The sequence below is a fragment of the Methylovorus sp. SPW-M1 genome (genome assembly GCF_053848825.1).
This window is the reverse complement of record NZ_CM132626.1, coordinates 1,058,037-1,080,316: the sequence shown is the minus strand read 5'-3', so window position 1 is coordinate 1,080,316 and position 22,280 is coordinate 1,058,037. Positions and strand designations below refer to the sequence as shown.

At 54.8% G+C, this 22,280-nt stretch carries 18 protein-coding genes; 13 read left to right on the top strand and 5 right to left on the bottom strand.

What is annotated here, in order from left to right; all coding sequences use genetic code 11:
* Positions 1-32: 32 nt before the first annotated feature.
* The 13 genes from iscU to ACWWD9_RS04985 all read left to right on the top strand — a co-directional run bounded on the left by iscU (position 33) and on the right by ACWWD9_RS04985 (position 13,435).
* Entirely contained in the window at positions 33-431 is a 399-nt protein-coding gene (gene iscU / locus ACWWD9_RS05045) for a Fe-S cluster assembly scaffold IscU (protein WP_013442627.1), read from the top strand.
* Positions 432-441: 10 nt separating this feature from the next.
* Positions 442-765 carry an iron-sulfur cluster assembly protein IscA gene (gene iscA, locus ACWWD9_RS05040; protein ID WP_013442628.1) on the top strand — a complete coding sequence of 108 codons (324 nt, stop codon included), beginning with the start codon at positions 442-444 and terminating at the stop codon, positions 763-765.
* A gap of 64 nt (positions 766-829) precedes the next feature.
* Positions 830-1,363 (top strand): Fe-S protein assembly co-chaperone HscB, encoded by a 534-nt coding sequence (gene hscB, locus ACWWD9_RS05035; RefSeq protein ID WP_013442629.1) that lies wholly within the window; start codon positions 830-832, stop codon positions 1,361-1,363.
* Between the two features lie 35 nt (positions 1,364-1,398).
* On the top strand, positions 1,399-3,267 hold the full coding sequence (gene hscA, locus ACWWD9_RS05030) for a Fe-S protein assembly chaperone HscA (protein ID WP_455867922.1): 1,869 nt from the start codon (positions 1,399-1,401) through the stop codon (positions 3,265-3,267).
* A 1-nt stretch (position 3,268) separates the two neighbouring features.
* Entirely contained in the window at positions 3,269-3,610 is a 342-nt protein-coding gene (gene fdx / locus ACWWD9_RS05025) for an ISC system 2Fe-2S type ferredoxin (RefSeq protein WP_013442631.1), read from the top strand.
* A gap of 116 nt (positions 3,611-3,726) precedes the next feature.
* Complete coding sequence (locus ACWWD9_RS05020) at positions 3,727-3,912, top strand: integrase core domain-containing protein (RefSeq protein ID WP_369750485.1); 186 nt, start codon at positions 3,727-3,729, stop codon at positions 3,910-3,912.
* Between the two features lie 175 nt (positions 3,913-4,087).
* Positions 4,088-4,708 (top strand): MalM family protein, encoded by a 621-nt coding sequence (locus tag ACWWD9_RS05015; RefSeq protein WP_083801063.1) that lies wholly within the window; start codon positions 4,088-4,090, stop codon positions 4,706-4,708.
* Positions 4,709-5,114: 406 nt separating this feature from the next.
* Entirely contained in the window at positions 5,115-5,897 is a 783-nt protein-coding gene (locus tag ACWWD9_RS05010; protein ID WP_455867921.1) for a DeoR/GlpR family DNA-binding transcription regulator, read from the top strand.
* A gap of 72 nt (positions 5,898-5,969) precedes the next feature.
* The gene (gene ptsP / locus ACWWD9_RS05005; protein ID WP_455867920.1) at positions 5,970-8,429 is read left to right on the top strand and encodes a phosphoenolpyruvate--protein phosphotransferase; all 2,460 of its coding nucleotides are present in this window, start codon (positions 5,970-5,972) and stop codon (positions 8,427-8,429) included.
* Positions 8,430-8,447: 18 nt separating this feature from the next.
* Positions 8,448-9,395 (top strand): 1-phosphofructokinase, encoded by a 948-nt coding sequence (gene pfkB, locus ACWWD9_RS05000; RefSeq protein ID WP_455867919.1) that lies wholly within the window; start codon positions 8,448-8,450, stop codon positions 9,393-9,395.
* A gap of 34 nt (positions 9,396-9,429) precedes the next feature.
* Positions 9,430-11,157, top strand: coding sequence for a PTS fructose-like transporter subunit IIB (locus ACWWD9_RS04995; RefSeq protein ID WP_455867918.1), 1,728 nt, complete (start codon positions 9,430-9,432; stop codon positions 11,155-11,157).
* 4 nt (positions 11,158-11,161) lie between these two features.
* On the top strand, positions 11,162-12,388 hold the full coding sequence (locus ACWWD9_RS04990; protein WP_455867917.1) for a carbohydrate porin: 1,227 nt from the start codon (positions 11,162-11,164) through the stop codon (positions 12,386-12,388).
* 30 nt (positions 12,389-12,418) lie between these two features.
* Positions 12,419-13,435 carry a class 1 fructose-bisphosphatase gene (locus ACWWD9_RS04985; RefSeq protein ID WP_455868138.1) on the top strand — a complete coding sequence of 339 codons (1,017 nt, stop codon included), beginning with the start codon at positions 12,419-12,421 and terminating at the stop codon, positions 13,433-13,435.
* A gap of 13 nt (positions 13,436-13,448) precedes the next feature.
* Here the strand turns inward: ACWWD9_RS04985 and ACWWD9_RS04980 are convergent, their stop codons facing one another.
* The 5 genes from ACWWD9_RS04980 to prfB all read right to left on the bottom strand — a co-directional run bounded on the left by ACWWD9_RS04980 (position 13,449) and on the right by prfB (position 22,151).
* Positions 13,449-16,745 carry a bifunctional diguanylate cyclase/phosphodiesterase gene (locus tag ACWWD9_RS04980; RefSeq protein ID WP_455867916.1) on the bottom strand — a complete coding sequence of 1,099 codons (3,297 nt, stop codon included), beginning with the start codon at positions 16,743-16,745 and terminating at the stop codon, positions 13,449-13,451.
* 313 nt (positions 16,746-17,058) lie between these two features.
* Positions 17,059-18,489 carry a putative porin gene (locus tag ACWWD9_RS04975; protein ID WP_455867915.1) on the bottom strand — a complete coding sequence of 477 codons (1,431 nt, stop codon included), beginning with the start codon at positions 18,487-18,489 and terminating at the stop codon, positions 17,059-17,061.
* A 191-nt stretch (positions 18,490-18,680) separates the two neighbouring features.
* Positions 18,681-19,253 carry a bactofilin family protein gene (locus ACWWD9_RS04970; protein WP_013442641.1) on the bottom strand — a complete coding sequence of 191 codons (573 nt, stop codon included), beginning with the start codon at positions 19,251-19,253 and terminating at the stop codon, positions 18,681-18,683.
* 276 nt (positions 19,254-19,529) lie between these two features.
* On the bottom strand, positions 19,530-21,044 hold the full coding sequence (gene lysS, locus ACWWD9_RS04965; protein ID WP_455867914.1) for a lysine--tRNA ligase: 1,515 nt from the start codon (positions 21,042-21,044) through the stop codon (positions 19,530-19,532).
* A gap of 2 nt (positions 21,045-21,046) precedes the next feature.
* A protein-coding gene (gene prfB / locus ACWWD9_RS04960; protein ID WP_148211171.1) for a peptide chain release factor 2 occupies positions 21,047-22,151 on the bottom strand; the annotation gives its coding sequence in 2 pieces (ribosomal slippage) (positions 21,047-22,069 and positions 22,071-22,151; 1,104 coding nt in all).
* Positions 22,152-22,280: the final 129 nt, after the last annotated feature.

Here is a 22,280-nt window from a genome sequence, read left to right as displayed (position 1 = left end):
TTTTTCGCTGTGTGACTAAAAGGAGCAACAAAATGGCATATTCAGACAAAGTATTGGATCACTACGAGAATCCACGTAACGTGGGTACCCTGGACAAGAACGACCCTAGCGTGGGCACTGGCATGGTGGGTGCCCCGGCCTGTGGCGACGTGATGAAGCTGCAGATCAAGGTCAATGAGGCAGGTGTTATTGAAGACGCCAAATTCAAGACCTATGGCTGCGGTTCTGCCATTGCTTCCAGCTCGCTGGTCACCGAATGGATCAAGGGCAAAACCCTGGATCAAGTCATGGAAATCAAGAACTCGGACATCGCCGAAGAACTGGCATTGCCCCCGGTCAAGATCCACTGCTCGGTACTGGCAGAAGACGCCATCCGTGCCGCAGTAGCCGACCTCAAGGCCAAGCAGGGCAATACCCAGGAAGCCGCATAAGGGACGTACCATGGCAATTACCCTGACTGAAACTGCGGCCAGCCGCGTACAGAAATTCTTGTCCAATCGCGGCAAGGGCATAGGCCTGCGCCTTGGTGTAAAGACCACCGGCTGTTCCGGCATGGCTTACACCCTGGAGTTCGTCGATGACCTCAACCCGGAAGACATGGCCTTTGAAAGCCACGGCGTGAAGGTGATTGTGGACCCGAAAAGCCTGGTCTACATCGACGGCACCGAGCTGGATTTCACCAAGGAAGGCCTGAACGAAGGCTTTAAATTCAACAACCCCAACGTCAAGGACGAATGTGGTTGCGGGGAGAGCTTTACCATTTGATGCCTAAGGCTCCCATCAGGGAGCCTTAGCATACATTATCGCCTGCTCCAGCCCTCTTTCCATCATGCAAGATTCCAGCACAAACCACTTTGCCCTGTTCGGCTTGCCTGCCGCCTTTGCCATTGATACCGCCCTGCTTGATCAGCGCTACCGCCAGCTGCAAAGCGAAGTGCATCCTGACAAGTTTGCCGCGGCGAGCAGCACCGAGAAGCTGCGCTCCATGCAATGGGCAACTTCGGCCAATGAAGCTTACCGCACGCTAAAAAATCCCACAGCGCGCGCCAGGTATTTGCTGGAATTGCAAGGTGTACACACCGATGAAGAGAACAATACCGCCATGCCGACTGATTTTCTGATGCAACAGATGGAGTGGCGCGAGGCAATTGAGGAAGCACGCGATGCAAAAGACCTGGATGCGCTGGATAACCTGTTAAAGGACATCCAGGCGGCCGCCAAATCATTACAGCAAGACCTAGAGCAGCAACTGGGCGCAGAATCGGCAGAATTAACGGCCGCCGCCGGCTCGGTTCGCAAGCTCAGCTTTGTCGATAAACTGCGTGAAGATATCCTGCAGAGCATGGAAAAACTGGAAGCGTAAAACACGCTACATACAAATCAGGAACTCATCACCTTATGGCCTTATTACAAATTGCAGAACCGGGCATGAGCGCGGCCCCTCACCAGCACCGGCTGGCAGTGGGCATAGACCTCGGCACCACCAACTCACTTGTCGCCACCGTACGCAGCGGCATGAGTACCGTCCTGCATGATGAAAAAGGCCATGCGCTGCTGCCATCCGTGGTGCGTTATCTGGCCGATGGCGCCATTGAAGTGGGCTATGCCGCCCAGGCACAGCAGAGCCGTGATCCGCAAAACACCATTGTTTCCGTCAAGCGCTTTATGGGCCGTGGCTTGAACGACCTCGCCGATCAGGCGCATATTCCTTACCGCTTTATTGACGCCCCCGGCATGGTGCAGATTGAAACCCGCGCTGGCATCAAAAGCCCGGTGGAAGTTTCCGCAGAAATCCTCAAAGCCTTGCGCTTGCGCGCGGAAAAAGCCCTGGGTGGCGAACTCACCGGCGCCGTCATTACCGTGCCAGCCTATTTTGATGATGCCCAACGCCAGGCCACCAAGGATGCCGCGCGACTCGCGGGCATCACTGTGTTGCGCCTGCTGAATGAACCCACCGCTGCCGCCGTCGCCTATGGGCTGGATAACGGCTCTGAAGGGGTTTACATCATTTATGACCTGGGCGGCGGCACGTTTGATGTCTCCATCCTGCGCCTGTCCAAAGGTGTATTTGAAGTACTTGCCACCAATGGCGATTCTGCACTGGGTGGTGATGATTTTGACCGCCGCATTTTCTGCTGGATACTCGAACAGGCCAAGCTGCCACCGCTCAATGCCGAAGACACGCGCCTGCTGCTAACCAAGGCGCGCGAAGTCAAAGAATGGCTGACTGAACATCATGAAGTGCAAATTACCAGTGTGCTGAGCAATGGCGATGTCATTAACCTGCATCTCACCGCCGAGGAATTTGTTGAGCTGACGTCCCACCTTGTCACCAAAACACTGAACCCCACGCGCAAAGCCATGCGCGATGCTGGTTTGACGCTGGAAGACATCAAGGGTGTGGTCATGGTGGGCGGCGCCACACGCATGCCGCACATACGCCAGGCGGTCGCCGAATACTTCGGTCAGGAGCCGCTGACCAATCTGGATCCCGATAAAGTCGTCGCCCTCGGTGCCGCCATTCAGGCCAATGTACTGGCAGGGAATCGCAGTGATGATGACCTCTTGCTGCTGGATGTGATTCCCCTGTCGCTAGGGCTCGAAACCATGGGCGGCCTGGTGGAAAAAGTCATTCCACGCAATTCCACCCTGCCTGTCGCCCGCGCACAGGATTTCACCACCTTCAAGGATGGTCAAACCGCGATGAGCATTCACGTGGTGCAAGGCGAGCGTGAACTGGTGAGCGACTGTCGTTCCCTGGCCCGCTTTGAATTGCGCGGGATTCCGCCCATGGCAGCCGGTGCCGCCCGCATTCGCGTGACCTTTCAGGTGGATGCCGACGGCCTGCTCTCCGTCACTGCTCGCGAACAAACCAGCGGCGTTGAATCGCACATTGTCGTCAAACCCTCTTATGGCTTGAGCGAAGACACCATCACCGGCATGCTGCAATCCTCGTTTGCCGCCGCCGAAAGCGATAAACAGGCTCGTGCCCTGCGCGAAGCCCAGGTGGATGCCCAACGCCTGCTCGAAGCCATTACGGCCGCACTGCAGCAGGATGGGGATACGCTATTGAGCTCGGAAGAGCGCGCCGCCATCGAGGAGGAAATGCAGGCCTTGCAAACATTGATTTCGCAAGACGACAGCCATGCCATCACCCGGGCCGTCGATGCCTTGAATCATGCCACCGAAACCTTTGCCGCCCGCCGCATGGACGCGTCGGTCAAGCAGGCGTTTGCCGGTCAAAACCTTAACTCACTGGAAATCTGATATGCCGCAAATCATCGTATTACCCCATCAGGAGCTATGCCCGGATGGCGCCGCCTTTGACGCCAAGCCCGGCATGTCGGTATGCGATAACCTGCTGGAGCAGGACATTGATATTGATCACGCATGCGACAAGGTATGCGCCTGCACCACCTGCCACGTGATCGTGCGCGAGGGCTATAAATCGCTGAATGCCCCTGAAGAAAAAGAAGAAGACCTGCTGGATAAAGCCTGGGGCCTGGAACCCAATTCGCGTCTTTCCTGCCAGGCCATTGTCGGTAAAGAAGATCTGGTCGTCGAAATCCCCAAGTACTCCATTAATATGGCCAAAGAAGGCCACCGCTAGACGCAATACCGCCCCTGATGTGCTGGCACATCAGGGGACCCCCATTCGTGTTCTATCCTTAGCCTAAATAATCTGGCCCGGCGCTCCCATCACCGTCTTGTCATCGGCAAGCTAAGTTGCGTAATCGCCTACTCGTTGATCTGAATGATCGTTGGTTTGAGATACTGCTAGAAGGCATAGTACCCATCACAGACTGGCAAAAGTATTACAACGAGGTCAGGCCGCACAGCAGCCGCAAGCTTATGCCACCAACCAAGTTCGCCGCCCTACACCACCAGCAAAAAAACGTAGCAACCCAATAGCAACCAACTAACGAAATCAGGTAACCTTGCAATCGGACTTGCTTAAAACTAGTACGTCGGTTCCAGACAAAGTCAAGGCAACACGTCCATCAAGTTCGTTTGGCCTTACGGCCTACAAGCAGCACGCTAAAGCGCGCCCCTTGTATTAATCGTTAACAATATTTAACCAGAAAACATGAAAAAATATCTACTCACAGTCTCTTTCATATTATGTTCATGTGCAGGTTTAGGGCCAGCGCCCGAAGCCTCAATTGATAGCGTAAATAGTGACTTAAGTTATTCTAAAATATGTTGCAATAAAATTTCAGATATGACCTTTGAAACTTTTCAATTTAAAAAACCTGAGACTTTTAGAATAGATAAAACTAGTGGATCCTATAATTTCAGTACAGGAAAGAGTTTTTATAAAGCCATCAACTTAAAACAAATTGATGGAAATAAAACCTTAATACTCAGAAGCTACTTTATTCGAGGCGGCCAACATTATTTTAAAAATGGCTATGTGTTTAAACCAACAGTTCAAATTTTAGATAATAAAATGAATATTATAAGGACCATATCTCCTGATGTATTTACTTTTCATCATGCAGATTCATTTGGAGAAAATAATCGTTTGGAAGGCGAATTTAAAGTGAACTCTGATCTTGATAAGTTTTTGATAATTTCCACAACTGATGTCGAACTACTTTCCACGACTGAAGCTACTATAGCTCAAGGATCAGTGTACGGTGAGTTTCGAAATACCTATCAAATTTCTCACTCTCCCGTAGGTAGTTTCAAATTAGAGCTTAAATAACTTACTCCAACCCAGCAATCAATCGGGGCGCCTAACGACGCCCCTGATTTCAAACGTTATGCAATTCAAATAATCAGGGCCAGGTCTAGCACACATTGTGCGACTTTCTTTCACTGTCCCCATTAGCCTTCTATTTTTAGCCATGGGCAATCTTGCCCGTCTTTGCCTATCCCCATCCTGTCATTAACACACCAAGTCGCGTACCCCCTCCTACGTGTAAATCGCGCATGATAAAAACCCATTAAATACAGGTCTTTATGCCCGCCTGTTCTTTTCCACATCACAAAATGTTCGTTTTTGTTCGTTTTTGTTTGATAAATGATCTTTTATCTGTTTTAATAGGTTCACAGAGCAAGGACATCGAAATTATGTCTGGCTGAATTTTCATGTAACCCACGAGAATGACATGACAAAACACCTCGCCGAGCATCGCCTGGAACTGATCATCTCCGCCCTGCGGGCACGCGGCCAGTGCCGCACCGCACAGTTGGCCGAGCAGTTCAATCTTGCTGAAATCACGGTACGCCGTGATCTGCATACCCTGGAAAAACGCGGATTGCTTAAACGCGTTCACGGCGGAGCGGTGCTGCTCAATAGCGATGTTCAGTATTCCCAGCGCCTTCAGCACGATCAGTTGCAGAAACAGATTATCGGCTTGGCCGCGACCAGAATGCTGAAAAGCGGCCAGACCATCTACATCGATGCAGGCACCACCACGCTGGAACTGGCGCGTGCCATTCGCAATGGCGTGCCACACCTCACCGATCTCACCATCATCACTCACGGCATCACCATCGCCACAGAGCTGGCGGGGCAAACCCCTTACAGCCTGCAATTGATCGGCGGCGATGTCTATCAGAATGCCCTGAGCACGGTCGGCCCCACGGCACTGGCCCAGATCAAGGCGCTGAATATCGATCTTTTCTTCATGGCAGCAGTAGGCGTGGATCAAGCGATGGGCTGGAGCAATTCCAACCATGTGGAAGCGGTGATCAAGCGTGCCGTCATTGATCGTAGCCAGCACGTATGTGCCCTGGCTGACAGTTCCAAATGGGGAAATCCATCCTATGCACACATCGTCCCCTTTGGCGAGGTCTCCCATTGGGTGGTGGATCACGGCCTCTCGGCACAGGGCGTGGCATCGGCGCAGGCAGCCAATATCGAGTTGCTGTTTGCGGAAGGCATTTAGCCCTTATTTGCATCGCACAAGAAATCCCGACTACCAAGGGAACATGCAGAACGAATACCTGAGGAGAGCGTCATGATTCAGTTAGAAACACAGAGCATTCAGCTCAATGCCGTTGCAAACAGCAAAGCCGAAGCCATTTCGGTGGTGGGGCAACTATTGGTGGGCAATGGCAATATGCAGCCAGCCTATATCCAGAGCATGCTGCAACGGGAACAGGTTTCCAACACCTATCTGGGTAACGGCATTGCCATTCCGCACGGGCTCGCGAGCGACAGGGAGCTAATCCACGAGACTGGCATCGCCATCGCCCAATTTCCACAGGGGCTGGAGTGGAATACCGGCGAAACCGTGTATCTGGTGATAGGCATCGCGGCGCGCTCGGATGAGCATATTGAATTGCTCGCCAATCTCACGCATATCCTGGACGATGTCGCCGCCATCCAGCATCTGGCGAATACCACTGATCCCATGCACATCATCCAGCGCCTGACCCTGGGCAGCGCAGCGGCCAGCGACGAGCCGCTGCCAGATGATTTTGCCTGCCATGAGGATGTGGTGCTGAGAGGTAAAGCCGGGATGCATGCCAGGCCAGCCACTGCCTTTGTGGATATTGCACGCCAATTTGAGTGCGACATACGGGTACGCTGCGGCAGCAAAGTCGCCAATGGCAAGAGCATGCTTGCCCTGCTAAAACTGGGGGCCGAGACGCAATCCACATTACGTATCATGGCGCAGGGCAAGGACGAAACCCGTGCCGTAGCAGCTCTGGCCGAAGCCGTGCGCAATGGCCTTGAAGACGAAGAAGAACTCACGGAGCAAGACAGCCAGGCCGCCCATGCCACACCGGTACTGGAACTAACCACCCCCGCAATCACTGGCATTGCTGCATCACCTGGCATTGCCATCGCTCCCCTGCATCGTTTCCACCCCGAAACGCTGGAGTTTGCTGCCATGGCAGACGACCCACAGCATGAAACCGAGCGACTGAAGCAGGCAATCGCCACCGGTATGCGGCAGCTTCAGGCCTTGCATGAAGAAGTGAACGCGCGCAGTGGCGCCAAGCAGGCCGCCATTTTCTTGGCGCATCAGGAACTGCTGGGCGAACCCGACCTGCTGGCCGAAGCCATACGCACCATCCACCTTGGCCATAGTGCGGGCTGGGCCTGGAATCTCAGCGTCCAGCAAAAAGCTGCCGAAGTCGAAAGCCTGCAAGATGCCTTGCTGAGAGAACGGGCTGCCGATCTGCGGGATGTTGGCAGCCGGGTACTGCGCCTGCTCGCCCATGCCAAGGACCAGGCCTCCTGCATGCCCGATACCCCCGTGATACTGGTGGCAGAAGACCTCTCTCCATCCGACACCGCCAAGCTAGACCCTACCCGCGTGCTGGGCATACTCACCGCGGCTGGCGGCCCCACAGCCCATACAGCGATTATCGCCCGCTCGCTGGACATTCCCGCCGTCGTCAGTGCGGGCGACACTGTACTCACCTTGCCCGAAGGCGCGCTATGCATTCTGGATGGCGACAATGGCAAATGCTATATCTCGCCAGTTGCTGAGGATATTGAGCGCGCAGAAAAATCGCGTCAGCAACGGCAAGCCATCCGCCACATGGAAGCCCTCGCCTGTTACCAGCCCGCCTTTACCACCGATGGTCAGCGCATTGAGGTCGTGGCCAATGCCGGCTCGGCACAGGAAGTGGAACTGGCGATCCAGGCTGGCGCGGAAGGCATCGGGCTGTTGCGTACTGAATTTTTATTCCTGCATCGCGATGCACCGCCCACGGAAGATGAGCAATTTGCCACCTATCACGCCATGACGCGCTCACTGAATGGCCTGCCCCTCATCATCCGCACACTGGATATCGGTGGCGACAAGGAAGCGCCTTATCTGCAGCTGCCGCCAGAGCAAAATCCATTTCTTGGCATGCGCGGCATCCGGCTGTGCCTTGCCAAGCCCGAGCTGTTTCGTACGCAGCTGCGCGCCATTTACCGGGCGACCAATACCGGGCCCATCCGCATCATGTTCCCCATGATTGCCTCCATTGAAGAACTGCTGGCCGCCAAGGAAATAGCAGAAGAAGTGCGCAAGGAATTGCACGCGCCCAACGTGGAGTTCGGCATCATGATAGAAGTGCCATCCGCCGTAATGATGGCGCCAGAGCTGGCGCGGCACGTGAATTTTTTCTCCATCGGCACCAACGACCTTACCCAGTATGTGCTGGCGATGGATCGCATGCATCCCCATCTGGCGCGGCAGGCAGATGCCTTGCACCCGGCCGTGTTACGCATGATAGACCTCACGGTCAAAGCGGCTCGCGAGGCAGGCATCTGGGTGGGCGTGTGTGGTGGCATTGCTGGCGACCCCAAGGGCGCCGCCATCCTGAGCGGCCTGGGCGTCTCCGAACTCAGCGTCAGCATTTCCAGCGTCTCATCCATCAAGGCCCGCTTGCGCAAGCTCAGCAGCCGGGACAACCAGCAGCTGGCGCAAACCGCATTGCGCTGCAAAACCGCCGCTGAAGTGCGTGCCCTCTGAATAGTTAAGGATATTTGTATGAAAAACCAGCCCAATGTGGTCACCCTGACGCTGAATCCGGCGATTGATCAGAGCCTGATCATCCCCGGCTTTCAGGCCGGGGAAGTCAACCGGGTGGAAAGCGAGCAGTCTGACCCTGGTGGAAAAGGCGTCAATGTTTCGTGCTTTCTGGCAGACCTGGGCGTTGCCAGCACGGCATGTGGCCTGCTTGGCATTGAAAACAGCAGCATGTTTGAAGGGATGTTCCTGCAAAAATCCATTAGCGATGCGTTTGTGCGGCTGCCCGGCAAAACCCGGGTCAACATCAAGATCATCGATGACAAGCAGCATCGCATCACCGATGTCAATTTCCCCGGCCCGGTGGTCCGCGCCAGTGATATGCAGCTATTGAACAGCAAGCTGGAATCGCTGATTGCGCATCACGCATGGTTTGTACTCTCGGGCAGCCTGCCAGATGGCGTTCCGGTGGACTTTTACCATGATCTCATCCTGAAGTTGAAGCATGCCGGAAAAAAAGTTCTGCTGGATACCAGCGGCCCTGCCCTGGCAGCGAGTCTGGCGGCCAAGCCCCATGTACTCAAACCAAATATTGTTGAGCTTGAAGAGTTGCTGGGTAAACCCCTGACCTCAGAAAAAGCCGTGGTCAGCGCCGCGCGCGAGCTGATCGCAGGTGGCATTGAAAAAGTGGTGGTATCCATGGGTGAGCAAGGCGCCATTTTCGCCGATAGCAAGCAATGTTTGCTGGCGCACTTACCCGCCACTGTCGTGAAAAGCACCGTGGGCGCAGGCGACGCCATGGTGGCAGGTTTGATTGCATCAACCCAGCGCAACATGCTCATGGCGGATTGCGCCAGGCTGGCCACCGCCAGCGCAGTAGGCACGCTCGCCGAGCTCGGGCCACGCTTGCCCGCAGCGGCCATCATCAAATCCCATGTACGACAAGTCACGCTTCGGGAAATCCCCTGAAGCGATAACAACTTAATGAGGAGAGGAGATCATTATGGCAAATCTCATTGCCGTCACGGCCTGCCCTACCGGTATCGCCCACACTTACATGGCCGCAGAAGCCCTGAAGAAAACCGCGTCTACCATGGGGCACACGATCAGCACGGAATCGCTGGGAGCCACAGGGTCAACACCAGCGCTGACGGACGATGTCATTGCAGCGGCAGATGTCGTTATTATCGCGGCGGATATTCATCTGGATATGTCCCGCTTCAGCGGCAAAATCATCTACACCACCAGCACTAGCGAAGCGATCCGGCATACACAGGATGTGATCGCAGCAGCACTGGCGCTGGCCGGAATCAAAAGCCTGTCCCCAGCGGATGCCGTCGCAGAAACTCCTGCCGCCAATGTACGCAAAAAAATCGTCGCCATTACCGCTTGCCCCACTGGCATTGCGCATACCTTCATGGCGGCAGAAGCCCTCAAAAAATGGGCGGCCGCTCATGATTGCGATATCCGCGTAGAAACCCAAGGCTCGGTCGGGGCAAAAAACCTGCTGACGGCCGAAGAAATCGCAGAGGCCGATGTGGTGGTAATCGGGGCCGATACGCATGTGGATACCGCCCGCTTTAGTGGCAAAGCCGTCTACAAGACATCGGTCGGGCGCGCGCTGAAGGAAACCGACAAGGTCATGCAGGAGGCCTGGCAAGCCCAGCCACTCGCCGCTGGCACCCCCGCCCATAGCCCAGCAGCCGCTTCGGCGGCCAAGAGTGACGGCCCCTATAAGCATTTGCTCACGGGCGTTTCCTATATGTTGCCGCTGGTGGTGGCAGGCGGGCTGATCATTGCGCTGTCGTTTGTGTTCGGCATTGAGGCATTTAAAGAAAAAGGCACGCTGGCGGCAGCACTGATGGATATTGGCGGTGGCGCCGCATTCGCACTGATGATCCCGGTGCTGGCCGGATTTATTGCCTTCTCCATCGCTGACCGCCCCGGCCTCGCACCCGGCCTGATCGGCGGCATGCTGGCCAGCCAGTTACAGGCCGGTTTTCTCGGTGGCATTGTGGCCGGCTTCGCCGCCGGTTATGTCGCGCGCTGGTTACGCCAGTACATCACCCTGCCGGTCAGCTTTGAAGGGCTGAAACCCGTGCTGGTAATCCCGCTGCTTTCCACGCTGATTGTGGGCCTGCTGATGATCTATGTGATCGGCGCACCGGCCAAAGCCTTGATGGATGGCCTGACCCAGGCACTTCAGAACATGGGAACCGCGAATGCGCTGATGCTGGGATTGATACTGGGCGGCATGATGGCGATCGACATGGGCGGCCCCATTAACAAGGCTGCCTATACCTTTGGCGTCGGACTGCTGGCGAGCAACTCCTTTCTGCCCATGGCAGCGGTGATGGCGGCAGGGATGATTCCGCCGCTGGGGCTGGGCCTGGCCACCATGCTCAGCAAAAAACGCTTCACCGCCGACGAGCAGATTGCGGGCAAAGCCGCCGCCGTGCTCGGGATTGCCTTCATTACCGAAGGCGCCATTCCGTTTGCGGCCAAAGATCCGCTGCGCGTTATCCCACCGTGCGTGGCGGGGGCGGCCGTGACCGGTGCGCTTTCCATGTATTTTGGCTGTGAGTTGCATGCACCGCATGGCGGCATCTTCGTATTGGCGATTCCCAATGCGGTCAATCACCTGCTGCTCTACGCGGCGGCGATAAGCGCTGGGGCCATCGTGACCACCAGCTTGCTGATGCTGACCAAAAGACCACTCGCCGGGAGATAACACCATGAAAGCAGTCATGAAATGGCTCTTGCCAGCCATGCTGGGATGTCTTTGCCTGAATATCCAGGCAGCAGAGTTATACGGCTATATCCGCGCCCTGGCGGGAAGCAACAGCGGGCAAGGCTCGGCCGCCTGTTTCAAGCTGGCTGGCGCGGGATCCAAGTACCGCATGGGCAATGAGTGTGAGGTCTACGGCGAGTTTCGCGTGGGGCAGCAGTTCCAGCAGTTTGACGATGGCTCGGAAGTCAAAGGCTATGTCATGGTCAGCGGCTATCAATCGATGGCGGATGAACGCATGCAGCCTGACCGCGAAACCACCATGCGCTTTGCCCAGGCTTATCTCGCATGGAACAAGCTGCCCGCGCTAAATGGCGGCAGCTTTTGGGCGGGGCGACGTTATTACAAACGCGAGGATGTGCATGTCACCGACTTCTTCTACTGGAATCCGCAAGGGCTGGGAGCCGGGGTAGACCAGATCGGCATAGGCGATACGCTGAAGCTGAGTTACGCCATCTTTCGCGATGACAATCAGGATCAGACCACCAAAGCCACCCGGTATGACGTTCAGTTGCGTGGCATAGCCGTGAATCCGAATGGCGAGCTGGAACTTGGGCTCAGCTATCTGCCCAAGAGTGGTTATTCCGGCACGGGAGATACGGGCTGGGCTGTCACGGTACAACATCGTCAGCAGCGTATTCTCGGAGATGGCGTCAACAAGCTGGCGCTGCAATACGGAGTAGGCCCCGGCATCGGACTGGGCGGCACCGGGTCACTGGATAGCGGTAATGATGTTCGGCGGGCACGTATCGTCGAAAGTATCTACGCACAGCTCACCGACCGCGTAGGCGGCATGCTGACCGCGGTATATCAGCGCGATGAAAGCCGCGACAGCCGTCAGACCTGGACCTCTGCTGGCGGCCGTGTCACCTACGGCGTATCACAGCACTTCAAGATGCAGGCAGAGCTGGGGCAAGACTGGGTTCAGCCTGCAGGTGAAGCCACCCGCTCGCTGACCAAGCTCACCATCGCGCCAACCTGGGCGGTGGCCAGCAACTTCTGGGCGCGCCCCGAGCTGCGTCTTTTTTGCACCTATGCGCGCTGGAATGATGCGGCACGCGATGCCGCTATCGGTTCCACGGATCCAGCGGTGGCAACGCTTTCCCCCAATGGCGTGTTTGGCAATGCCAACCATGGCATGACCGTTGGCCTGCAACTTGAAGGCTGGTGGTAAGCCAGTACGCTCACCCATGAACAAAGGCACATCATGAATGCAATGACCCTGCACGACTTCCTGCAACACGAACAGCAACAAGGGCACCTGCCCGACGCGGAGTTTACAGACCTGCTTCAAAGTATCGCGGAGAGTTGCCGGCAGATTGCACGCGCGGTCAACCGTGGCGCGCTCACCGGCAACATGGGCAGCCTAGACTCAGAAAACATACAAGGCGAAACGCAAAAAGAGCTGGATGTCATCACCAATACCATCTTCCTTGAACATAACCAGCGCTCAGGACACTTTGCCGGCATGGCCTCGGAGGAAATGGAGCTGCCTTATGAAATTCCGGCGGAGTATGGCAATGCGGGCAAGTATCTGCTGCTGTTTGATCCACTGGATGGCTCCTCCAATGTCAACCTGAATGCCCCGGTCGGCACCATCTTCTCCATCCTCAGTCACCACGGCAAGGCTAGCCCGCAGATGGCGGATTTTCTGCAAGCAGGCGACGCCCAGGTATGCGCGGGCTATGCCTTGTATGGCACCTCCACCATGCTGGTGCTGACAACAGGCTTTGGCACCCATGGCTTCACGCTGGATGAGGAGAAACAACACTTTGTGCTGACACACCATGCCATGCAAATTCCGGCCGACACCCAGGAATTTGCCATCAACATGTCGCGCCAGAAACTATGGGATGCCCCGGTAAAACGCTATATCAGCGAATGCCTGCAAGGCATGGAAGGTCCTTTGGGAAAAACCTTCAACATGCGCTGGATGGCAGCCATGGTGGCCGAGGTGCATCGCCTGCTGATACGCGGCGGGATTTTCATCTACCCCACGGATCGGGAACTGCGCGATAAAGGCGGCAAGCTTCGCCTGATGTACGAAGCCAATCCCATGAGTTTTCTGGTGGAGCAGGCAGGTGGTTTATCGACCACGGGCGATCAGCGCATGATGGAAGTGCAGCCGGGCTCACTGCATCAGCGTGTACCAGTCATCATGGGTGCCCGGCATGAAGTAATGCGCTTGCAGGCCTATCACCAGCCCACCGCAGACGCATAAAAGGCTTAAGCGCTCAGGCTACCGCCGCCTCACCCAGTTGCAGCCTGAGCATGGGCTGTAGTTTCAGCATGCGGACAAAGTCGTGGGTATGCAGCGGTTCGCTGAACAGGAATCCCTGAATCTGGTCGCAGCCCTGTTTTTTCAGGAAGGCGAGTTGCTCCTGGGTTTCCACGCCCTCGGCCACCACCTTGATTTGCAGGCTGTGCGCCATGGCAATAATGGCTTGGGTAATCGCCATGTCGTCCACATCATCGGGGATATCGCGCACAAAGGATCGGTCGATTTTGAGCGAATCAATCGGGAAGTGCTTGAGATAGCCGAACGAAGAATAGCCGGTGCCAAAGTCATCAATCAGCACATGGGCGCCCAGGTCGTGGAAGTGTTGCAACACCTCCCGAGCCCGCTCGGCATTGTGCATAATCATGCTTTCCGTAATTTCCAGTTCCAGGCAGTCTGGCGTTAAGCCACTTTCCGTCAGTGCATCGGCGATGGTTTGCCGCAGGGTCTCATCGCGGAACTGGCGGGCGGAGAGATTAACGGCAACCCGAACGTTCTGTCCGGTGAGCTGTTGCCATTCCACGGCTTGCCGACAGGATTCACGCATGATCCAGGCGCCGATATCGATAATCAGGCCGGTCTCTTCCGCCAAGGGGATAAACTGCATGGGTGACAGCATGCCGAGCTCAGGATGCTGCCAGCGCACGACCGCCTCGGCGCCGATGATTTTCTGCGAGCGCAAGTCTACCTTGGGCTGGTAATGCAGCACGAATTCATTGCGCTCCACGGCGCGGCGCAGGTTGTTTTCCAGCGTCAATAATTCCACGCTATTGGTATTGGCTTCTGCCGCATAAAAGCGGAAGGTGTTTTTGCCGGACTCTTTGGCGCGATACATGGCGGCATCGGCATGCTTGAGCAGGCTGGCGGTATCGAGGCCATCGTCCGGATATACGCTGATGCCGATACTGGCGCTGATAAAAAGCTCGCGCCCGACCAGTATAAAAGGCTGCGCCAGGGTGGCCATGATCTTGCGGGCGATGGTATTGAGATAGTCGGTATCGCCACAGTCTTCCACCAGTACCACAAACTCATCGCCGCCCTGGCGCGCAACGGTATCGGTTTCGCGCAAACATTCTTTAAGCCGCTTGGCGGCTTCTTGCAGCAGCATGTCGCCGGTTTGGTGTCCTAGCGTATCGTTGATGATCTTGAAACGGTCAAGATCAATGAACAAGACGGCAATCGCGGTCTTGTTGCGTTGGGCGCGGAACAAGGCTTGGTCGATACGCTCCTGCAGCAAGGCGCGGTTGGGCAGATGCGTCAGCGCATCATGATTGGCCAGAAACTGCAGGCGCTCTTCGGATAATTTGCGTTGGGTTATATCTGTAAACACGGCCACATAATTCTGCACGCTGCCCTTGGCATCAGCGACCTGGCTGATGGATAACCACTCAGGATAACTCTCGCCGGATTTGCGCCGATTCCAGATTTCGCCTACCCATTGACCTTCGCGTCGCAAGGTTTGCCAGATGCCCTCATAGTAAGCAGCCTCGTGCAAGCCAGCCTGCATGACCGATGGCAGCTTGCCGATGATTTCCTCTTTGTCATAACCCGTAATCTGCTGATATGCCTGGTTGACCTCCAGCACGCGGAAAGCAGGATCGGTAATGACAATGCCTTCTGCCGTGTTGTCGAATACCTGCCGTGCCAGCCGCAGATCTGCTTCCGCAGCCTTGCTGGCGGTGATATCCAGCATGACCCCTACCAGCTCGGCCGGACGGGTGTTGGACATATTCGGAATCACCTTGACGATGTCTTTCATCCAGACCACGCGCCCATCCGCCGCGATCATGCGGTAGTCAAAATCAAAGCTTTGCAGTTTGAGCGATTCGGTACGGCAATACTCCACCACCCAGTCGCGGTCGTCCGGGTGAATCTTGTCCACCCAGAAGCCGGGGTCCGTCGTCCACTGCGCCAGGGGATACCCCAGCAAAGCTTCCGCTTCTTTACTGACAAAGGTAAATTTGCCACCAGGAATCGCCCGCCACACAATCGCCTGCACCGATTCCACCAGTTCGCGGTAGTCCTGCTGGCTTTTTACAAGCTCGGCTTCGGCTTTTTTGCGGCTGCTGATGTCAATGATCAAGGTCACGATGCGCTGACTGTCATCCCGATACTGGGCAGCCGCAATCTCGATATGAATGGCCCTGCCGTTTTTCCCCAGGCCCAGCGCTTCATAGCGCGTAGGCACATCCATATCCTGCAGGCGTTGCTGGTAAATCTCGCTCACGCGCTTGCGATCAGACGGATGGATCAGGCTGAAGAAATCCGACCCCAATGGAATGTCACCGGGACTGTAACCTCCTATGCGCCACAAGGCATCGTTGCCATAGACGATCTTGCCACGATGTATAATCGCCACGCCTTCATTCACATCCGCCTGTGCGTGCAGCAAGGCATCGTAGGTATCCAGCTGCTCCTTGAGTCGCGCCTCCGAACGGATACGCCCGGCATTCAAGCCAGACAAGGCAACACCGGTTGACGAAAGCACGAGCACATACATCCAGTAATCCAGCAGATTGGACTGGGCAAAATCATGCGCAAAGGTACCCAAGCCATGCGCCCCACCCCACAACGCCGTCATGGCAACAAATAGCACACTCAGCGCCGCACCGCGCTGATGAAAGCGTAGCGCCGCCCACATGATGAGCGGAAACAGCATGAAAGCCTGAGGCTGCATCAACTGCGACATGGATTTATCCATGGCACCCAGCATGGTCAACAGACAACTGAACACCACCAGACCGGCCAGTATCAAGGCTTCGCCCACTCGCGCCCAACTCCAGCGTATGGGCTCATAGTGATAGAACGCCAGCACGGCCGGGGTAAACAAGAGATAGCTGAAAGCGTCTTCCAGCCAGGAATTAGTAAAGCTGTTAGCGAGCGCGGTGGTATCCGCACCGACGACCACCAGCATCAGCACATTGATCAATGCACTGACCAGCGGGCTGATACCGACAGCGAAAAACACCAGCGTCAGGAAATCACGCAGGCGTATCAGCGCCGGATCAAAACGCGCCACCTGCTTCAACAGATAACAGGCCAGCAGGGTTTCCAGTGTATCGCCCACGGCCATGGTGGCAGCCACGTAATACACGGTGGCATGCCAATGGGTAAACAGGGAGCCCATAAAAATGGCAGGCCATGCGCGATAACCAAAGACCAGAAGAATCGCCAGCGAGAAGCCGGCTGTGGGGCTGATTAAGGTCGCCCAGGCATCCGGAATGGGAATCCAGAGATTAAGACTGCCAAGCAAGCAATAAACAAAAACAATAATGCTGAGTTTAACGATATTGCGGAGAGACAGCGGCCGCGGCCGAGTGTTGAGACTGGTGTACATTTCCCTGATTTATAATATGAATTTTTATGTAATCGTACACAACAAACGCCAAAAAGCCTATTACTAAAAGGGGTTTAACCGTCTGGCTGCAGCCCCCGTCAGGCTTCGCATAGCCTTTAAAACCCTGGCCAACTCGATTTGCTTTCAGCGTAAAAAAACCCGCCATTTTCATGGCGGGTTTTTTCAGGATACGCATGCCATTTTATTGGCATGCTCGGCACTTATCAGCTTAGAACTTGTAAGTAACGTCCAGTTGGTACAGGTTGTAGCTGTCGAGGTTCAGAGGAATATCACCTGAGCCAGTAGCGGCCAGACGGTCATTCTTGCGAGTGGCGTGACCAGCAGCCAGATTCAGGAATACGTTATCACGCATCAGGTATTCACCCTTGAACACGATACCCTTCAGGTTGACTTTGGAATCCATGAAGTCAGAGTCAACAGCGTTAGGATCCAATGCGTAAACACCTACGTCCTGGTACCAGAGTTTGGCAGACCAGTCACCCTTCTTGGGGTTCTTGTCCTGCTTTTGTTCGAGGCCTAAACCCACCAGCCAGGCTTTGTCATCGTTACCAGCTGCGCGGATAGTGTTACGGGCAGTACCGGCCGTAGCAGCAGCGACAGCAGCGTCAAAGCGATCATCGCCATCCAGGTTGACTACGTAGTCACCGAACACATTCAGCTTCATGTTGTTTGCCAGTTTGAAGCCCAGTTCAGCCGGGATTTCAATGGTGCGGATATCGTTGGTAGAGGCAAGGTTAGAGCCCAGCGAGGTACTCACGCCAGTATTTGTACCCAAACCCGGTACGAAAGCACCGGTACCAGTGCCGTTATCATTCGTATATGTGGTGTAAGTCAATGCAGCCTTGGCAGACACCGTATCGGTAATATCAAACTTCGCACCGCCCTGGAAAGCCAACAGGGTGTTGGTTTTACGCTCAGAGGTGGTATCGATATTGTAGAAATCCTGACGGTCGCCGCGGTATTGAGATTGGGCGAAGTTACCGAACCAGTTGATATTACCGGTCTTGAAGTCTACTTTTTCAACCAGACCTTCAAATGTCAGGTCAGCATCCCATACCATGGAGGTGGTATACAGCGGGTTAGCCACACGACCTGCTTCAAGCTTCAGCCAGTCAGTAGCTTTCCAGCCCAGCATGGCGCGCTTGATATAGACAGATTCCTTGCTGTTTGAACCGTTTGTAGGGGCACCAGCAACGTTAGTAGTATTACCGAAAGTGGCATTATCGGAACGGCCACCTGCACCCATGGACAAAGCGATATCCGAATAGAAATCACCTGCTTCGGTCTTCACACCCAAGAGCATCTTGTAACGACCACGTGAACGATCTTCACCGTTATCCGCAGTATCTTCACCGTTACGGAATTCGTAACGAGCACGGATATCACCATATACAGTAGCGCTATCGATCACGTCAGAAATCTTGATCTTGCCAGCGGATTTCATGGCTTTTTCCTGACCCAGTTTTTCGCCTTCGCGGCCTTTGGTCAGCAGGTTGCCTTCTTCTTCAGTCAATACGCCCTTGCTCACCAGCGCATTGACGATGTCAACAGTGGAATCAGCCATGGCATTGGCGCCAAAGCCGAACAGTAGTGCCCCAGAAACTGCAGCACAGACGCCGCGCAGCTTGATACTTTTCATTAGATTGCTCCCGGTTAAAAAACTATAAATTCGTTTTGTTGAGTTTCAACACGGAAGCGATTCTGGGGATGCAATGTGACAGATTGATGACGAATCATGAATTCGTCACGCAGGCGTTGCAAAAATACAACAACCCATACGTGACGATAAGATGGCTCCAACAACGTCAACCATTGGAGCTCGGAGGGAGCTTAAGCGTGACCTGCGCTGGCTGCGCGCAATGGGCTGGCTTTGTTGTTGGCGCTTTCGGTGGAGATGGAAGCGATATCACCAGACAACTCTCCACCTTCTTCAATAAAAATCTTGCCGTAGCGAATTTTGCCGCTAACCCGGCCACTGGCATGAATGATGAGCTGGCTACGTGCGGTAAGTTCGCCTTCAAACTTGCCATATATCTCGGCGACATCGATACCCACCTTGCCGGAGAATTCGCCAGCTTCGGCAATCTGGATGACACGACTATCCATGGTGGCCTCGACGCGCCCTTCTACTACCAGGGTATCGCAGTCCTGGATTTCCGCGCCTTTGAGTTTGACATCCGGCCCCACAATCAGGCGGCTACCCGAGATCTCTTTGTTGTCAGTGTCCGTTTTAATATCAGATGCTGCGGAGGCTGCCGTGGCAGAAGAGGTAGCGGCAGGATAAGGCGCGCTGGTCGTCGTTGTGCTGGCAGATAAAGGTGAAGTGGAAGGGCGGCTAGCGGGCGTGGATTGTGCAGGAGAAGGTTGGGCACCTCGATTGAAAAGACCTTGCTTGTTTAACATGGGTAATCCTCTTTCATGATGGTAAAAAATGTCGAAATGCAGACATCACATTTACCAGAGCAGTTAGAGCAATGACCATGCCGGAAACAACTACACCAAAAGAATCATGTACTTACAAAAATCTGTTGGTGAATTTTCAAGAATCAGGGGTAAATACCAAAAAAAACGTCTCCCTCAGGAGACGCTCATCCGTTGTTTAAAAAACAAGCGATTGTTTTTAAAGAGCTAATCTTGTCGCCCTGCCGCAACAAACCGCAGCAGGGATCGCATTCAGATTCAGGCTTCGGGACGCATATGCGGGAACAGAATCACATCGCGAATGCTGGGGCTATCGGTCAACAGCATCACCAGACGGTCAATGCCGATACCGCAACCACCGGTAGGCGGCATGCCATATTCCAGCGCCCGTATGAAGTCAGCATCGTAATACATGGCTTCGTCATCGCCCGCCTCTTTAGCGGCTACCTGGGCATGGAAACGTGCTGCCTGGTCTTCAGCATCATTTAGCTCCGAGAAACCGTTGGCAATTTCGCGGCCAGTGACAAACAGCTCAAAACGCTCGGTAATCTCGGGATTGGTATCCGATGCGCGTGCCAGCGGCGAGACTTCCACCGGGTAATCAATGATATAGGTTGGCTCCCATAACTGGCTTTCGGCCGTTTCTTCAAACAGCGCCAGTTGCAGCGCACCCAACCCAGCATGTGCGAAAGCCTCGACCCCAAACTTCTTCAATTCGGTGCGCAGGAAAGCAGCATCATTCAGCTGCTCCAATGTATAGGCCGGCGCATATTTCTGAATCGCACCGACAATGGTCAAGCGCTGGAATGGCTGGCTGAGGTCCAGCGTACGGCCTTGATATTCCAGCACAGCCGTGCCACGGGCGGCGATAGCGGCCGCACGGATACAGTTTTCAGTGAAGTCCATCAGCCACTTGTAATCGGTATAGGCCGCGTAGAACTCCATCATGGTGAATTCGGGGTTGTGACGGACGCTGACGCCTTCGTTACGGAAATTGCGGTTGATCTCGAATACGCGCTCAAAGCCGCCCACGATCAGGCGCTTGAGATAAAGCTCAGGCGCAATACGCATGTACATCTGCATATCCAGCGCATTGTGATGCGTAATAAAAGGCTTGGCCGACGCACCGCCAGGAATCGGATGCAGCATGGGCGTTTCCACCTCCAGGAACGCATTGCCCAGCATGAAGCTGCGAATAGCGGCCACAATCTTGCTGCGAGCAATAAAGGTCTGGCGGGTATCGTCCGACACAATCAGATCAACATAGCGCTGGCGATACTTGGTCTCCTGATCAGACAGTCCATGGAATTTCTCAGGCAGCGGACGCAAGGACTTGGTGAGCAGACGCAGCTCGCTCACCTTGATCGACAGTTCACCAGTCTTGGTTTTGAACACCACGCCACGGGCGGCGAGAATATCGCCCATATCCCATTTCTTGAAGGCATCGTAAAGCTCTTCGCCTATGCTCTCCTTGGAGATGAAGAGCTGGATACGGCCGCTTTTATCCTGCAGGGTGGCAAAGCTGGCCTTGCCCATGACACGCTTCAGCATCATGCGACCCGCTACGCTCACCTGCACATTGGCGGGCTCCAGCGTTTCATTGTCCTGTTCGTCATATTGGGCATGCAGTTCTGCTGCCGCGTGCTCAGGCTTGAAATCATTGGGAAAGGCCACGCCCTGAGCCCGGATCGCTTTCAGCTTTTCGCGGCGCTCGGCAATCACATGGTTTTCGTCTTGTTGTGTCGCCTCAATCGGCTGTTGTGCTTCGCTCACTACTACACTCCCTGCTTTAAACTTTCTGATATGAATGGATCCAGATCGCCATCCAGCACGCCCTGGGTATTGCCAATTTCAACGTTGGTGCGCAGATCCTTGATGCGCGACTGATCCAGCACATAGCTGCGAATCTGGTGCCCCCAGCCAATATCCGTCTTGGCATCTTCCAGCGCCTGCTTTTCCTGATTGCGCTTGTTGAGCTCCAGCTGATACAGCTGCGCTTTCAGCATGTTCATGGCCTCAGCCTTGTTACGGTGCTGTGAGCGGTCATTCTGACATTGCACAACGGTATTGGTCGGCAAGTGGGTAATACGCACGGCGGAGTCGGTCTTGTTAATATGCTGACCACCGGCACCGGACGCCCGGTAAGTATCAATGCGCAAATCGGCCGGGTTGATTTCAACTTCAATCGAGTCATCCACTTCCGGGAAGACCGACACGCTGGCGAATGACGTGTGGCGACGATTGCCCGAGTCAAATGGCGACTTGCGCACCAGACGGTGCACGCCACTTTCCGTACGCAGATAACCATAAGCGTAATCGCCCGAGATTTTCAGTGAAGCGCTCTTGAGCCCGGCGACATCGCCTTCAGATTCTTCCAGCACTTCCACCTTGAAACCACGGCGCTCGCAATAGCGCAGATACATGCGCAGCAGCATGGAGGCCCAATCCTGCGCTTCGGTACCGCCCGAGCCGGACTGGATATCGATAAAGCAGTTATTGCCATCCATGGGGTTGGCAAACATGCGGCGGAATTCCATTTCCTCCACCTGTTTTTCCAGGGCTTTGCTATCGGCATCAATACCGAGCAAGGTGGCATCATCGTTTTCTTCGCGCGCCATTTCAAACAGCTCGGCACTGTCACGCAGGCTGTTATCCACCTCGGTCAGCGACTTGACCACGAACTCCAGTTCGCGGCGTTCCTTGCCTAGTTTTTGCGAGCGTTCGTTATCGTTCCAGATGCTGGGATCCTCCAGCAATTGCGAGACTTCTTCCAGGCGTTGCTGCTTGGTCTCGAAGTCAAAGATACCCCCGAAGGGCATGATTACGTTCAGAAAGATCTGCCAGGCGGTGGGCGATCAGATTGAGTTGTTCTGCTTCCATTACCATAAAACCTAATAAAAACGAGATTATACATCAAAGCCCCACAGCTCATTTTCAGCAACTAAATTTAGCTTTCGTCATCATTGTCACAAACTTGTAACATAGAGGCTTTAAAGTGCTCCCAAGTTA

What these genes read in the sequence shown, in the direction of transcription:
- iscU (WP_013442627.1), top strand. Translation starts at nt 33, where the DNA reads ATGGCATATTCAGACAAAGTATTGGATCACTACGAGAATCCACGTAAC.
- iscA (WP_013442628.1), top strand. Translation starts at nt 442, where the DNA reads ATGGCAATTACCCTGACTGAAACTGCGGCCAGCCGCGTACAGAAATTC.
- hscB (WP_013442629.1), top strand. Translation starts at nt 830, where the DNA reads ATGCAAGATTCCAGCACAAACCACTTTGCCCTGTTCGGCTTGCCTGCC.
- hscA (WP_455867922.1), top strand. Translation starts at nt 1,399, where the DNA reads ATGGCCTTATTACAAATTGCAGAACCGGGCATGAGCGCGGCCCCTCAC.
- fdx (WP_013442631.1), top strand. Translation starts at nt 3,269, where the DNA reads ATGCCGCAAATCATCGTATTACCCCATCAGGAGCTATGCCCGGATGGC.
- ACWWD9_RS05015 (WP_083801063.1), top strand. Translation starts at nt 4,088, where the DNA reads ATGAAAAAATATCTACTCACAGTCTCTTTCATATTATGTTCATGTGCA.
- ACWWD9_RS05010 (WP_455867921.1), top strand. Translation starts at nt 5,115, where the DNA reads ATGACAAAACACCTCGCCGAGCATCGCCTGGAACTGATCATCTCCGCC.
- ptsP (WP_455867920.1), top strand. Translation starts at nt 5,970, where the DNA reads ATGATTCAGTTAGAAACACAGAGCATTCAGCTCAATGCCGTTGCAAAC.
- pfkB (WP_455867919.1), top strand. Translation starts at nt 8,448, where the DNA reads ATGAAAAACCAGCCCAATGTGGTCACCCTGACGCTGAATCCGGCGATT.
- ACWWD9_RS04995 (WP_455867918.1), top strand. Translation starts at nt 9,430, where the DNA reads ATGGCAAATCTCATTGCCGTCACGGCCTGCCCTACCGGTATCGCCCAC.
- ACWWD9_RS04990 (WP_455867917.1), top strand. Translation starts at nt 11,162, where the DNA reads ATGAAAGCAGTCATGAAATGGCTCTTGCCAGCCATGCTGGGATGTCTT.
- ACWWD9_RS04975 (WP_455867915.1), bottom strand. Translation starts at nt 18,489, where the DNA reads ATGAAAAGTATCAAGCTGCGCGGCGTCTGTGCTGCAGTTTCTGGGGCA.
- ACWWD9_RS04970 (WP_013442641.1), bottom strand. Translation starts at nt 19,253, where the DNA reads ATGTTAAACAAGCAAGGTCTTTTCAATCGAGGTGCCCAACCTTCTCCT.